This window comes from Neptunicella sp., from assembly GCF_048268085.1.
Taxonomy (GTDB): domain Bacteria; phylum Pseudomonadota; class Gammaproteobacteria; order Enterobacterales; family Alteromonadaceae; genus Neptunicella.
Genome location: NZ_JBLWWF010000004.1, coordinates 134,622 through 149,974, shown reverse-complemented (window position 1 = coordinate 149,974; position 15,353 = coordinate 134,622). Strand labels below are relative to the sequence as shown.

Genomic DNA, 15,353 nt, shown 5'->3' with positions numbered 1-15,353 from the left:
TTTTATTTTGAGTGGTTGTCCAGTGTGGGTAATGGGCATATTTCCATATTGGTTGGAGGTCCGCTTAACTTGATCACCGGCGTCTGCAGAATAAGGCTGTTAGGGTAGGTAATAAGATCGCCGTTAATATGTCGTACTAGGACATGGAAACTGCTAATTTCTTCAATAATGCCAGCGAGATCATAATCTTTGTTGGCAATTTTGATATAGTCCCCCACCCGATAAGGGAAGTTAAAGAAGATTAGTACTCCCGCGGTTAAGTTACTAAGAATTGACCATTGGGCGAATAAGGCGATGCCTAGTACAGCGAAGGTTGATGATAAAAAGACGGTAAATTGGCCGTAATCAATACCCAATACCAGGGTACCTAAAATAATAAACAGTATGGAATGGGCAATAAGCACCAGTTGGCGGACCATCAGTTTACGCTGAATAGTCGCTTGCTTGGTGGTGACAAGTTTGGCAAATAGCATATTCAACCAACGTCTAGTAAGCGCAAAACCGACTAGAATTGCCAAAATCAGCAGATAGTCCCAGTTCATAATCATAACCTTTTAGTGAAGAAGTTCGATGCTAATGGTATGCATTTTACTTTATTGTGTTTAAAACCCTGCAAGAAAGGAATAACAAAATGAAAAATAAACAATTTATCTTGTCTGCCAGACCCATTGGTGAACCCAAAGAAACGGATTGGCAACTCAAAGAATCCGACATGGCTGAGTTAGCCAACAATCAAGTCTTGGTGCAGGTGGAGTATTTGTCGCTGGATCCGGCGATGCGTGGTTGGATGAATGAAGGTAAGTCATATATCGAACCAGTAAAGTTAGGGGAAGTCATGCGAGCCGGTGGTGTTGGCAAAGTCATTGAATCCAACAGCAGTGATTTTAGCCCCGGTGATTATGTGCATGGCATGTTAGGTGTACAGCAATATGCCGTTATCGCAGCTAACGGTTTGCATAAAGTGGATCCCGCATTAGCACCATTGCCACGTTATTTGGGGGTTTTAGGTATGCCGGGCATGACCGCATATTTTGGTTTATTAAACACCGGATTACCCAAATCGGGTGAAACTGTTGTGGTTTCTGCCGCCGCAGGTGCCGTGGGAACGGTAGTGGGGCAGATTGCTAAAATTAAAGGATGTCGAGTTGTGGGGATCGCCGGTGGACAAGAAAAGTGCGATTATTTAATAAATGAACTCGGGTTTGACGGGGCGATTGATTATAAAAATAGTGATGTGATGACCGGGTTAAAGCAACATTGCCCGCAAGGTGTGGATGTCTTTTTTGATAACGTTGGCGGTGACATACTCGATGCGGTGTTAACTCGGATTAATTTACATGCTCGTATCGTTATTTGTGGTGCTATCAGTCAATATAACAACACCACAGCGGTTAAAGGACCGGCAAACTACTTGTCATTGCTGGTTAATCGCGCCCGCATGGAAGGGATAGTGGTGTTTGATAACGCCAAACATTATGGAGATGCAGCCCGTGAAATGGCGGGGTGGATTGCACAAGGTAAACTAAAAGCCAAAGAACATGTCGTTGAAGGGTTGGACAACTTTCCCCAGACACTCATGATGCTGTTTAAAGGTGAAAACTTCGGCAAGCTGGTATTAAAAGTCTAGGTATCCAATTATTTTCCCATTGTGGCCAATAGATTAATTGATTTCATTTTATATGTAGATGATCTATTGGGGGATTAATTTAAACGTCAAAGCAGTCAGTTAGACATAAAAAAGCCAGTCAATTGACTGGCTTTTGCTAATTATGAATCGTCTAATGTTTATTTATCGATTTTATTAAACGGACGCTTGGCGTGGCCCGTATACAACTGACGAGGACGGCCAATTTTTTGTCCCGGTTGACTTAGCATTTCATGCCAGTGAGAAACCCATCCAACAGTTCTTGCTAATGCAAAGATACAGGTAAACATATTGGTCGGAATGCCAATTGCTTTTAGGATAATTCCTGAGTAGAAGTCTACGTTCGGGAATAGTTTCTTTTCAGCAAAGTAGGGGTCACTTAGCGCAATACGCTCAAGCTCCATTGCGACTTCTAGCAAAGGATCATCAATATTTAGTTCTGCCAATACTTCGTGGCAGCTTTCGCGCATGACAGTGGCACGTGGATCGAAGTTTTTATAAACCCGATGACCAAAGCCCATCAGACGGAACGGATCATTTTTATCCTTGGCTTTGTTGATAAACTCTGGAATACGATCAACGCTGCCAATTTCTTGTAACATGTTCAGACAGGCTTCGTTCGCACCGCCGTGAGCCGGTCCCCACAAAGAAGCTACACCTGCGGCAATACAAGCATAAGGATTCGCACCTGAAGAACCTGCTAAACGAACCGTCGAGGTTGATGCATTTTGCTCATGGTCAGCGTGTAAAGTGAAAATTCTATCTACCGCTCTGGCCACTGCTGGACTGATTTTGTACGGTTCAGCCGGTACAGAGAACATCATGTTTAAGAAGTTTTCTGCATAGGACAGTTTATTGCTTGGATAAACAAAGGGTTGTCCAATGTTGTATTTGTAACACATGGCAACCAAAGTTGGCATTTTGGCAACCAGACGATACGCGCTACGTAAACGTTGGTCCGCATCAGTAATATTCAGGTCATCGTGATAGAAAGAGGCCATTGCCCCGACAGTGCCACATAACATTGCCATTGGGTGGGCATCACGACGGAATCCACGGAAGAAATTATTGATTTGATCATGGATTAATGTGTGGTGAGTGATGGTTTGTTTAAACTCGGCATATTGCTCTGAATTTGGCGCTTCACCATGTAACAACATGTAGCACACTTCAAGGTAATCGGCTTCACGAGCCAATTCTTCGATCGAGTAACCCCGATGTAATAGAATGCCTTCAGCACCATCGATATAAGTTATTTCTGACTCACAAGAGCCGGTGGCCATAAAACCAGGATCAAAAGTAAAGTAACCGTTCGCGCCCAAACTACGAATATCTATTACTGGGTGCCCAGCGGTTCCGGTTAGTACAGGGAGGTCTAGTTCCTTGCCACCAACCGTCAAGGTGGCTTTATTATCTGCCATTTGTTGCTCTCCTTCAGAATTTTTCTGTGGTCTAAGCTATTAAAAATAGCCGCTATTTGTACTGATAAAGCAGTGCGAAGTCAATTTTAATGAATTTTCGATTATTATTTGTGCATTTGTTGTTTAAAGGCCAATTTGTAACTATCTAATTTGGAACAAAAATTGTATTTAGTCACATGGCTGGATATACTTTCGCTGATTGAGCTGAAGCGGAATAGTTTCCAGTATAGTTGACTATTTATAGCTTTAATCAATCATTTGACTGAACAACCTTCAGGTGTTGAAAATAAGATTTACTTATTTTTGATGATAATGAAAATAACCAGTTCGAATAGGACTAAACAGGCAACAAATCGTGAAAAAGCAAAGACCAGTAAATTTACAAATTAATACGATTAGTTTTCCGCCAGCTGCTGTATCCTCTATCCTCCATCGTGCTACTGGTGTGGCATTATTTTTTGCACTAATTTTCGTAATTGGTGCTTGGGCGGTATCAGTTTCTTCAGCAGATGGTTTTCTTTGCGTACAGCAATGCATGACCAGCTGGTTTGGAAAAATAATTACTGTAGGAACCATTTCTGCACTGACTTACCATGTTTTGGGTGGGTTACGTCATATGGTGATGGATTTAGGACATTGGGAAGAACTTGACTCGGGTAATAATAGCGCTAAAGCCATTATTGTTTTATGGGTCGTGTTAACTGTCGTTGTTGGGGTAATACTATGGTAACAAATCAGGCCGCTCTCAAACGTAATGGTGTACAAGATTTTGTTTCATTGCGTACAACCGCATTGGTTATTTTTGCCTTCACAATATATATGTTGTGCTTCTTCCTTACTACACCAACAATTACCTTCGAAATATGGCAAGGCTTGTTTGCCTCTTTGTGGATGAAAGTATTCACATTTGCAACATTGGTATCGATTATGATCCATGTTCGCATTGGTCTTTGGCAGGTATTAACCGATTATGTTAAAAATCCGGGTCTAAGGGCTACTATTCAGTTTTTATTAAACTTGCTGGCGTTTGGTTATAGCGTAGTGGGTTTATTTGTATTGTGGGGTGTTTAAGTGAGTATTCCTGTACATGAGTTTGATGCCGTCGTTATCGGCGCCGGTGGCGCGGGTATGCGCGCAGCGTTACAAATTTCCGAATCAGGTAAATCCTGTGCCTTATTATCCAAAGTATTTCCGACTCGTTCTCATACTGTGTCTGCGCAAGGTGGTATTACAGTCGCTTTAGGTAACGCCCATGACGATAACTGGGAATGGCATATGTATGACACCGTCAAAGGCTCCGATTTTATTGGTGACCAGGACGCGATTGAATATATGTGTAAAACCGGTCCTGAAGCCATTATTGAATTAGAAAATATGGGACTGCCTTTTTCACGTTTTGAAAATGGTCGTGTTTATCAGCGTCCTTTCGGTGGTCAATCTAAAGAATTTGGTGGAGAGCAAGCTGCTCGTACCGCCGCAGCAGCGGATCGTACTGGTCACGCGATGCTGCATTTGTTGTATCAGCAAAACGTTAAAAATAAAACTAAGGTATTTAGCGAATGGTATGCCCTGGATTTAGTTAAAAATCAGCAAGGTGACGTGGTCGGTTGTACAGCAATCGATATGGAAACCGGACAAGTTGTTTACTTTAAATCCAAAGCCGTGGTGCTTGCTACCGGCGGAGCTGGTCGTATTTATGCCTCAACAACCAACGCACACATCAATACTGGTGATGGTGTGGGGATGGCCTTACGCGCTGGTGTACCGGTGCAAGATATGGAAATGTGGCAGTTCCATCCAACCGGTATTGCCGGAGCGGGCGTGCTAGTTACTGAAGGTTGTCGTGGTGAGGGCGGTTATCTGCTGAATAAAGATGGCGAGCGCTTTATGGAGCGTTATGCTCCGAATGCGAAAGATTTAGCCAGTCGCGATGTCGTTGCCCGTTCAATGATTACTGAAATTCGTGAAGGGCGAGCATGTGACGGTCCTTGGGGACCTCATCTGAAATTGAAGCTAGATCACTTAGGTAAAGAAGTGCTTGAATCTCGCTTACCGGGTGTGTGTGAATTATCTCGTACCTTTGCTCACGTTGATCCGGTTAAAGAACCGATTCCAGTTATTCCAACTTGTCACTATATGATGGGCGGAATTCCAACTAACGTAAATGGTCAAGCCTTGAGCATTGATGCCAATGGTAAAGAAACGCCAATTAACGGCTTATTTGCCTGTGGTGAAATTGCTTGTGTATCTGTGCATGGTGCCAACCGTTTAGGTGGTAATTCATTACTTGACTTAGTCGTATTTGGTCGCGCAACCGGGTTGCACTTGGCCGATGCGTTAAATGAAATTGGCCCACAAGCTGACGCGTCAGCATCCGATCTTGAACAGTCTCTATCCCGCTTTAATCGTTGGGAAAGTTCTGAAGCCGGTAAAGGTGAAAGCCCAGAGCAAATTCGTAAGGATATGCAACAGTGTATGCAGCTTAACTTCTCTGTATTCCGGGAAGGTGAAGCGATGGCAACCGGTTTGGCTGAACTGAAAGAAATTCGTGAACGTTTGAAATCAGCACGTCTTGACGACAAGAGTAGTGATTTCAATACACAACGTATTGAATGTCTGGAATTAGACAACTTGATGGAAACCGCATATGCAACGGCGGTTGCGGCGAATTTCCGTACCGAAAGTCGTGGTGCTCATAGTCGTATCGACTTCCCGGATCGAAATGATGATGATTGGTTATGTCACAGTATCTATGCGCCTCAAACTGAGTCGATGCTTAAGCGTAATGTGAATATGTCACCTGTCAGTCGCGATGCTTTCCCTCCGAAAGCCCGTACTTATTAATAGGAGCTAAATCAGATGAAATTGACATTTTCAATTTATCGTTATAATCCTGATGTAGATAATGCTCCTCGCATGCAGGACTATACTCTGCAAGTCAACGAAGGTCAGGACATGATGGTTCTGGATGCGTTGATTTTGCTTAAAGAGCAGGATCCAACACTATCATTCAGACGTTCATGCCGGGAAGGGGTGTGCGGTTCTGACGGCATGAATTTAAATGGTAAAAACGGCTTGGCCTGTATTACCCCATTGTCAGCATTGGGCAAAGGTAAAATTGTCATACGACCTTTACCCGGGTTACCTGTCGTACGTGATTTAGTGGTTGATATGAGCCAGTTCTATCAGCAGTATGAAAAAATTAAGCCTTATTTGATTAATGATAATACTCAGCCTCCGGCTCGTGAGTATCTTCAGTCACCAGAAGAGCGTGAAAAGTTAGACGGTTTGTACGAATGTATTTTATGTGCATGTTGCTCGACATCTTGTCCGTCATTCTGGTGGAATCCGGATAAGTTTATCGGACCTGCAGGTTTATTACATGCTTACCGGTTCCTGGCGGATAGCCGTGATACTGCAACAGAACAACGTTTAAATGAACTGGATGATGCGTTTAGTGTATTCAGATGCCACGGTATTATGAATTGTGTGAGTGTTTGTCCGAAAAATCTAAATCCGACTAAAGCCATCGGGAAAATTAAATCGATGTTGTTACAACGGTCGGTATAGATAGCTGTATGAAGGATGTAGGCAAACGTCTACTGAAACTATTTAATGTTCTTAGTTAGACAAACCGGAAGGCCGGTTTGTCTTGATCTGATTAAGGGACAGCAATGCAAAAAAGCGCGATGAAAGCATGGTGGGAATCATCCTACATGGCTGGTGGTAACGCAGCTTACATAGAAGAAATTTACGAAGCCTATCTTGAAAATCCACAAGATGTGGAGCCGCAATGGCGCGACATCTTCGATCAACTTCCTCGTTTAGAGGGTGTAGAGATAGAAACCAATCATAGTGATGTGCGCGAGTTGTTTAAGAAAATGGCTCAACTTGGTCCTTTGGGACGCACTTCCGCTCCGGCAACCGCAAATGCCTCCGATGCCAAGCAAGTTAAAGTTTTACAACTTATTAATGCTTATCGCTTCCGCGGTCATGAACAAGCCAATCTTGATCCTCTTGATTTGTGGAAACAAGAACGGGTAAGAGATCTGGAGCTTTCTCATCATGAATTAACCGAGCAAGATTTCGACTCTGTTTTTAGCGTAGGTTCTTATGCCGTAGGTAAAGAAACTATGCCATTAGGTGAGTTGTTCAAGTCATTAAATCGAACCTACTGCAGTTCGATTGGGGCTGAATATATGCATATCACCAACACTGAGCAAAAGCGTTGGTTACAGCAGCGTATTGAATCGGTACAGGCTAAGCCAGAATTCAGTCGTGATAGCAAAATTTCAATTCTTAAAGGATTAATTGCCGCAGATGGTATGGAAAAGTACCTCGGTTCCAAGTTCCCGGGGGCAAAACGTTTTTCTCTGGAAGGTGGAGATGCGTTAATTCCAATGTTGAAAAGCCTAATTAGTCACGCGGGAGTCAATGGCGCTAAAGAAGTGGTTATTGGCATGGCTCACCGTGGACGCTTGAACGTATTAGTCAACGTATTAGGAAAAAACCCGTCAGTATTATTTGATGAGTTTTCCGGTAAACATGATGAATCGCTTAGTTCAGGTGATGTTAAATATCACGCTGGTTATTCTTCTGACTTTGCTACGCCTGGCGGTGATTTACATTTGGCGTTGGCCTTTAACCCATCGCATCTTGAAATCGTCAACCCAGTGGTTATTGGCTCGGTAAGAGCACGTCTGGATCGTCGTCAGTGCAATGATGGTTCAACCGTATTACCTATTACTATCCATGGTGACTCAGCCATTGCCGGTCAAGGTGTGGTGCAAGAAACCTTTAATATGTCCCAAACCCGTGGTTTCTCTGTGGGTGGAACGGTACGTATTGTTATTAATAATCAGGTTGGATTTACCACCTCCAATAAAGAAGATACCCGTTCAACTCAATACTGTACCGATATAGCCAAAATGGTGCAGGCGCCTATTTTCCATGTTAATGCGGATGATCCTGAAGCGGTTATTTTTGTTACACAGTTGGCGTTGGATTACCGTAACAAGTTTAAACGAGATGTGATGATTGACTTGGTTTGTTATCGTCGTCACGGCCATAACGAAGCCGATACACCCGATGCAACTCAACCGTTGATGTATAAAAAGATCAAAAAACATCCAGTCCCGCGCGAACTGTATGCCCAGCAGCTGCTGGCTGAAAATACTATTAGCCAACATGAAATTGACAAGCTGATTGCCGATTATCGTTCAGCACTTGATCATGGTGCCTGTGTCGTAGAAGAATGGCGTCCAATGACTGAGCATTCGGTCGACTGGTCTCCTTATATTGGTCAAGAGTGGACCGTACCTTATGATGCATCATTGAGTGTTGAGCAAATTAAGGAACTGGGCAATAAGGTTTGTAGTTATCCTGAAAATGTGAAATTACAGGCGCGTGTTGCAAAATTATATCAAGACCGCATTTCAATGATTAGTGGTGAAAAACCACTTGATTGGGGCTGTGCAGAAATATTGGCTTATGCCTCAATTGTTGAACAGGGATCGCGGATCCGTTTTACGGGTCAAGATTCTGGCCGTGGTACCTTCTTCCATCGACATGCAGTTATTCATAATCAAACAGATGCTTCGACTTATATGCCTCTGCAACATATGAGTGATAAGCAAGGCCCGATTGAAATTTATGACTCGGTATTGTCCGAAGAAGCCGTGTTGGCGTTTGAGTATGGTTATGCCACAGCCGAGCCGGGGGCTTTAACGATTTGGGAAGCTCAATTTGGTGACTTCGCCAATGGTGCTCAAGTTGTTATTGACCAATTCTTAAGCTCAGGTGAGCAGAAATGGGGGCGGTTGTGTGGTTTGACCCTATTATTACCGCATGGCTACGAAGGACAGGGACCAGAGCATAGTTCAGCGCGTTTAGAACGCTTTTTACAGCTTTGTGCCGACCACAACATGCAAGTATGCGTGCCTTCAACACCAGCTCAGGTGTATAACATGATCCGTCGTCAGGTCGTTCGTCCCATGCGTCGCCCGCTAATTGTTATGTCGCCAAAATCACTTTTACGCCATTCCTTAGCAGTATCCAGTCTGGAAGAACTAGCGGAAGGTGTATTCCATAACGTGATTGGCGAGATTGATGAAATCGATGCGAAGCAGGTTAAACGAGTGGTTATGTGTTCTGGTAAGGTTTATTACGATTTATTAGAACAACGTCGTAAAGACGAACAGACTGATGTGGCAATTATCCGTATTGAACAACTGTATCCTTTCCCTCATGTTGATATTGAAAAGGCTCTGGCCGATTATCAGCATGTTAAAGATTGGGTATGGTGTCAGGAAGAACCTCAAAACCAAGGTGCATGGTATTGCATGCAACATAATTTCTGGGCGTCAATTCCTGAAGGTGCCAAATTAACGTATGCTGGCCGTGAAGCCTCAGCATCACCTGCGGTTGGTTATATATCAGTGCATAATCAGCAACAAAAAACATTGGTAGAAAATGCATTAACCATTAATCAAGGGACCAAATAATGACGATTGAAATTAAAGTGCCCGTTTTGCCGGAATCTGTTGCCGATGCGTCAATCGCCACTTGGCATGTTAAACCCGGTGAGCAGGTGTCCAGAGATCAAAATCTGGTTGATATTGAAACCGATAAAGTCGTATTAGAAGTTGTCGCACCGGCTAATGGTACGATTACGGAAATATTGGAAGGTGAAGGTAATACGGTACTTGCTGAGCAGATTGTTGCTCATTTTGAAGCAGGTGAAAGTAAATCATCATCATCTAGTAAAGATAGTTCAGACAGTTCTGATAGTTCAGACAGTTCATCTGAAAAAGATGAGCCATCCAGTAAAAGTACTAATAGTAGCAAAGGTGAGTCAGTGGAAATTAAGGTACCGGTGCTGCCCGAATCTGTGGCAGACGCAACAATTGCAACGTGGCATGTGCAGCCAGGTGAAGCCGTATCCAGAGATCAAAATCTGGTTGATATCGAGACCGATAAAGTGGTGCTTGAAGTTGTCGCACCTGCAGATGGCTCATTATCAGAAATTCTTGCCCAAGAAGGTGACACGGTTAATGCCGAACAGGTTATTGGTAAATTTACCAGTGGGGCGGGGGCGACTAAATCCGACGCTAAAGATGATAAAGGTGCTTCGGATCCCGATAAAGGTTCTGATGAAAATGACAATGATGCGTTAAGCCCGTCTGTACGTCGTTTATTAGCGGAAAAAGGGATTGATGCTGCTGCTATAAAAGGCAGTGGAAAAGGTGGCCGTGTGACTAAAGAAGATGTGGAAAAACATCTTAAGTCATCCGACAGCAAGCCTGCTGCCAAGTCCTCGGATAGCGCTAGCGCGGAACCAGTTGCCGGTTTGGCTGATCGTACCGAAAAACGTGTTCCAATGACCCGTTTACGTAAAACGATTGCCAACCGTTTATTAGAAGCGAAAAACTCTACCGCCATGTTAACCACTTTTAATGAAGTGAACATGAAGCCCATTATGGATTTGCGTAAGCAATATCAGGAAGCGTTTGAAAAACGTCATGATATTCGTCTTGGCTTTATGTCTTTCTATGTTAAAGCGGTGACTGAAGCATTAAAACGTTTCCCTGAAGTGAATGCCTCTATTGACGGTGATGATATTTGTTATCATAACTACTTCGACATTTCGATTGCGGTATCTACACCTCGTGGTCTGGTAACACCGGTATTACGTGACTGTGATCAGTTATCGGTTGCCGGTGTTGAAAAAGGTATCAAAGCGCTGGCACTGAAAGGCCGTGACGGTAAATTATCTATGGATGATTTACAGGGTGGTAACTTTACCATTACCAATGGCGGCGTATTTGGTTCATTGATGTCTACTCCGATTATCAATCCACCACAAAGCGCTATTCTGGGAATGCATAAAATTCAGGATCGTCCAATGGCGGTTAACGGTAAAGTTGAAATTTTACCAATGATGTATTTAGCATTATCTTATGATCATCGAATTATTGATGGTAAAGAGTCGGTGGGCTTCTTGGTCACCGTAAAAGAAATGCTAGAAGATCCAACTCGCTTGTTGTTGGATGTGTAACGAAACAATTTAGTCGAAGATAATCATCTTTTAGGATTATTCTGAATAATTGAGCCAATAAATAATGTGTTTTGGCTACCACTTACGCCGGGTAATGACTATAATTCCCGGCGGTTTGATTCAAGCTGCCTTGGCAGCTTTTTTGTCGTAATGGAATCAAGGTAAAACCCCATTGAGGGTGTTTAAATTGGTTCATCGGAAAACGGATAATACACCATGAATTTGCATGAATATCAGGGTAAGCAGCTTTTTGCTGAATATGGTTTACCCGTATCTCAAGGTTATGCTGCTGACAGTCCTCAAGCAGCAATCGATGCCGCAGAACGTATTGGCGGTGACGAATGGGTCGTAAAATGTCAGGTACACGCAGGTGGCCGCGGCAAGGCGGGTGGTGTAAAGCTGGTCAAGAATAAAGAAGAAATCAGATCTTTTGCTCAACAGTGGTTGGGTAAAAATTTGGTGACTTATCAGACAGATGAAGCTGGACAACCAGTTACCAAAATTTTGGTAGAGTCTTGTACTGATATCGATCAAGAACTGTATTTAGGTGCAGTAGTAGATCGTGGTAGCCGTCGTATCGTATTTATGGCGTCTACTGAAGGTGGTGTTGAAATTGAGAAAGTAGCAGAAGAAACACCAGAAAAAATCCTTAAAGCTGAAGTCGATCCTTTAGTCGGTGCTCAGCCGTATCAAGCGCGCGAAATCGCTTTCAAATTAGGCCTTAAAGGCGTTCAAATTCGTCAATTCACCACGATCTTTATGGGTCTGGCGAAAATGTTTGAAGACTTGGATGTTGCCTTAATTGAAGTGAATCCATTGGTTATCAAGACTGACGGTAACTTGCACTGTCTGGATGCGAAATTAGCTATCGATAGTAACGCTATGTACCGCCAGCCTAAGTTACAGGAAATGCACGATCCTTCACAAGAAGACCAACGTGAAGCCGATGCAGCCAAGTGGGAGCTGAACTATGTTGCTCTTGATGGCAACGTAGGTTGTATGGTTAACGGTGCTGGTTTGGCCATGGGAACCATGGATATTGTAAACCTGCACGGTGGCAAACCGGCTAACTTCCTTGATGTTGGTGGTGGTGCAACCAAAGAACGTGTTGCCGAAGCATTCAAAATCATTTTGTCTGATGACAATGTGAAAGCGGTATTGGTTAATATTTTCGGTGGTATCGTACGTTGTGACATGATTGCCGAAGGTATTATCGGTGCCGTTAAAGAAGTCGGTGTAAACGTGCCTGTTGTGGTACGTCTTGAAGGTACTAACGCTGAATTAGGCCGTGACGTATTGGCTAAATCTGGCCTTGATATCATTGCTGCAAGCAGTTTGACTGACGCGGCTCAACAAGTTGTTAAAGCAGCGGAGGGCAAATAATGTCAGTATTAATTAATAAAGATACCAAAGTTATCTGTCAGGGTTTCACTGGTGGTCAGGGGACTTTCCATTCCGAACAAGCTATCGCTTACGGAACGCAAATGGTTGGTGGTGTTACGCCTGGTAAAGGCGGAACGACTCACTTGGGCTTGCCTGTTTTTAATACCGTTCGTGAAGCGGTTGAAGCAACGGGTGCGACAGCGACTGTTATTTATGTACCTGCACCTTTCTGTAAAGATTCAATCGTAGAAGCCGCTGATGCCGGTATCGAATTGATTGTTTGTATTACCGAAGGTATCCCGACTATCGACATGCTGTATGTTAAAGAGTATGTGGATAGCAAAGGGATTCGCATGATTGGTCCTAACTGCCCAGGAGTGATTACTCCAGGAGAATGTAAGATTGGTATCATGCCTGGTCATATTCATAAGCCAGGAAAAGTCGGTATCGTTTCCCGTTCTGGTACATTGACTTATGAAGCGGTAAAACAGACGACTGATGAAGGTTTTGGCCAGTCTACTTGTGTTGGTATTGGTGGTGATCCTATTCCGGGTTCTAACTTTATTGATATTCTGCGCATGTTCCAGGACGATCCTAAAACTGAAGCCATCGTAATGATCGGTGAAATTGGTGGAACCGCAGAAGAAGAAGCGGCAGCATTCATAAAAGAAAACGTCACCAAGCCTGTGGTTTCATACATTGCTGGGGTAACTGCACCTGAAGGTAAGCGTATGGGTCATGCTGGCGCGATTATCGCGGGTGGTAAAGGTACTGCTGACGATAAATTTAAAGCTCTTGAAGCGGCGGGTGTTAAAACCGTACGTTCATTAGCTGAGATCGGTAAAGCATTGCGCGAAGTCACCGGTTGGTAAAACAACCTGTGACTCACAGTGGCTCTGATTGCAGAGTCACCGTGTAGTAAATTGAAAAAGCCCGCTTAATTGCGGGTTTTTTAATGCTGAAAGACAGCGATTGCTGGTATGATAAGCGCGATTATTTTTATTTATTTTTCATAAGGGGTTGCCTGTATGGCCGAGACTGAGAATCGTCCGACCAATTTTATTCGTCAAATCATTGATAAGGATTTAGCTAACGGGGTACATCAAGCTATTCATACTCGTTTTCCACCTGAGCCTAATGGTTATTTGCATATTGGCCATGCGAAGTCTATTTGCCTGAACTTTGGCTTGGCACAGGATTATCAAGGGCAATGTAATTTACGTTTTGACGATACTAACCCTGAAAAAGAAGATATCGATTACGTTAACTCGATTAAACATGACGTGGAATGGTTAGGATTCCATTGGGATGGTGAGATTTGTTATTCGTCCAATTACTTTCCTCAACTGCATCAGTTTGCCGTTGAATTGATTGAGAAGGGCTTAGCTTATGTGGACTTTTCCAATCAGGAAACCGTGCGCGAGTTGCGTGGTACCCTAAAACAGCCTGGTAAAAATAGCCCTTATCGGGATACTTCAGTTGCAGAAAACCTGGTTCACTTTGAAAAAATGAAAAACGGTGAATATGCTGAAGGTCATTGCAGTCTGCGGGCGAAGATTGACATGGCATCGCCCTTTATGTGTATGCGTGATCCGGTTTTGTATCGGGTAAAATTTGCTCATCACCATCAAACCGGTGATCAGTGGTGTATTTACCCTATGTACGACTTTACTCACTGTATTTCCGATGCACTGGAAGGGATTACCCATTCATTGTGCACACTGGAATTTCAGGATAACCGTCGTCTTTATGACTGGGTACTGGAAAATATCAGGATTGATACAGTGCCACGCCAGTACGAGTTTTCTCGTCTCAATCTGGAATATACCGTATTAAGTAAGCGTAAATTGATCCAGCTGGTTACCGAAGAACATGTTGAAGGTTGGGATGACCCCCGTATGCCAACCATTGCTGGATTAAGACGCAGAGGGTATACGCCAGCATCTATTCGTGAATTTTGTAAACGTATTGGCGTCACCAAAATGGATAATATGGTTGAGATGGGCATGCTAGAAGCCTGTATTCGAGATGATCTCAACGAAAACGCACCACGAGCGATGGCGGTGTTGGATCCGGTTAAGGTGATCATTGAAAATTATCCACAAGATAAGCGAGAAACATTGATTGCACCTAATCATCCCAACGATGAAAGTCAGGGAACTCGAGAGGTGCCATTTACTCGTGAATTGTATATCGAACGGGAAGATTTCCGAGAAGAAGCAAATAAGAAATTCAAACGACTGGTACTGGATAAAGAAGTACGTTTACGTAACGCTTATTTCATTAAAGCCAATCGGGTTGATAAAGATGAAAATGGCGAAATAACCACTATCTATTGTACTTATGATGCCGACACTTTGGGGAAAGATCCTGCTGATGGCCGTAAAGCCAAGGGCGTCATTCATTGGGTCAGTGCCGAGCAGGGGATTCCGGCTGAAATTCGTCTTTATGATCGTTTATTTACCGTACCTAATCCGTCAGCCGAAGAGGATTTTGTAGCAGCGATTAATCCCGACTCATTGCAGATCATGCAGGGTATTGTTGAACCGGCATTGTTGAAGCTTGAACAAGATAAAGCAGTACAATTTGAACGAACCGGGTATTTTTGCAAAGACAAACATTGTTCAGACGACAAGTTGATTTTTAATCGTACCGTCGGTCTGCGAGATACCTGGTCTAATTCAGGACAATAGTAAATCCTTATGGCGACTATATGAGAGCCAATCATATAGTCGCTATTTATTGGTTTATGGTATGACAAACACCTGAAGAGTATGAAATTTTTTCAAACACATTGATGAATTGCCGCTACAATCTGGCACCATAACGACACTGCCTTTACCTCTAG

The 15,353-nt window shown here is 43.4% G+C and carries 12 protein-coding genes; 10 read left to right on the top strand and 2 right to left on the bottom strand.

The annotated features are described in order from the left end of the window. Positions 1 to 2 precede the first annotated feature (2 nt). Entirely contained in the window at positions 3 to 542 is a 540-nt protein-coding gene (locus ACTD55_RS04500) for a mechanosensitive ion channel family protein (protein WP_438863115.1), read from the bottom strand. Between the two features lie 89 nt (positions 543 to 631). On the opposite strand from ACTD55_RS04500, the gene ACTD55_RS04495 reads away from it, so the two are divergent. Then, positions 632 to 1,627, top strand: a complete 996-nt coding sequence (locus tag ACTD55_RS04495; RefSeq protein WP_438863114.1) for an NADP-dependent oxidoreductase — start codon at positions 632 to 634, stop codon at positions 1,625 to 1,627. 158 nt (positions 1,628 to 1,785) lie between these two features. On the opposite strand, the gene ACTD55_RS04490 is transcribed toward ACTD55_RS04495, so the two are convergent. Further along, positions 1,786 to 3,066, bottom strand: coding sequence for a citrate synthase (locus ACTD55_RS04490; protein WP_438863113.1), 1,281 nt, complete (start codon positions 3,064 to 3,066; stop codon positions 1,786 to 1,788). Positions 3,067 to 3,421: 355 nt separating this feature from the next. On the opposite strand from ACTD55_RS04490, the gene sdhC reads away from it, so the two are divergent. From sdhC to glnS, 9 genes are all read left to right on the top strand, one after another. Further along, entirely contained in the window at positions 3,422 to 3,796 is a 375-nt protein-coding gene (gene sdhC, locus ACTD55_RS04485; protein ID WP_438863112.1) for a succinate dehydrogenase, cytochrome b556 subunit, read from the top strand. Beyond that, a complete protein-coding gene (gene sdhD, locus ACTD55_RS04480) occupies positions 3,790 to 4,137 on the top strand; it encodes a succinate dehydrogenase, hydrophobic membrane anchor protein (protein ID WP_438863111.1) in 348 nt (115 codons plus the stop codon). Before sdhC ends, sdhD begins: the two co-directional genes overlap by 7 nt. After that, entirely contained in the window at positions 4,138 to 5,910 is a 1,773-nt protein-coding gene (gene sdhA / locus ACTD55_RS04475) for a succinate dehydrogenase flavoprotein subunit (RefSeq protein WP_438863110.1), read from the top strand. 15 nt (positions 5,911 to 5,925) lie between these two features. Then, on the top strand, positions 5,926 to 6,636 hold the full coding sequence (locus tag ACTD55_RS04470; RefSeq protein ID WP_438863109.1) for a succinate dehydrogenase iron-sulfur subunit: 711 nt from the start codon (positions 5,926 to 5,928) through the stop codon (positions 6,634 to 6,636). 104 nt (positions 6,637 to 6,740) lie between these two features. Beyond that, the gene (locus ACTD55_RS04465) at positions 6,741 to 9,569 is read left to right on the top strand and encodes a 2-oxoglutarate dehydrogenase E1 component (protein ID WP_438863108.1); all 2,829 of its coding nucleotides are present in this window, start codon (positions 6,741 to 6,743) and stop codon (positions 9,567 to 9,569) included. Then, positions 9,569 to 11,122: a 2-oxoglutarate dehydrogenase complex dihydrolipoyllysine-residue succinyltransferase gene (odhB, locus tag ACTD55_RS04460; protein WP_438863107.1), complete on the top strand. Its 1,554-nt coding sequence runs from the start codon at positions 9,569 to 9,571 to the stop codon at positions 11,120 to 11,122. The genes ACTD55_RS04465 and odhB overlap by 1 nt, the downstream gene beginning before the upstream one ends. Before the next feature lie 216 nt (positions 11,123 to 11,338). Beyond that, positions 11,339 to 12,505, top strand: a complete 1,167-nt coding sequence (gene sucC / locus ACTD55_RS04455) for an ADP-forming succinate--CoA ligase subunit beta (protein ID WP_438863106.1) — start codon at positions 11,339 to 11,341, stop codon at positions 12,503 to 12,505. Continuing rightward, the gene (gene sucD / locus ACTD55_RS04450) at positions 12,505 to 13,377 is read left to right on the top strand and encodes a succinate--CoA ligase subunit alpha (protein WP_438863105.1); all 873 of its coding nucleotides are present in this window, start codon (positions 12,505 to 12,507) and stop codon (positions 13,375 to 13,377) included. Before sucC ends, sucD begins: the two co-directional genes overlap by 1 nt. A 156-nt stretch (positions 13,378 to 13,533) precedes the next feature. Further along, complete coding sequence (gene glnS, locus ACTD55_RS04445) at positions 13,534 to 15,198, top strand: glutamine--tRNA ligase (RefSeq protein WP_438863104.1); 1,665 nt, start codon at positions 13,534 to 13,536, stop codon at positions 15,196 to 15,198. Positions 15,199 to 15,353: the final 155 nt, after the last annotated feature.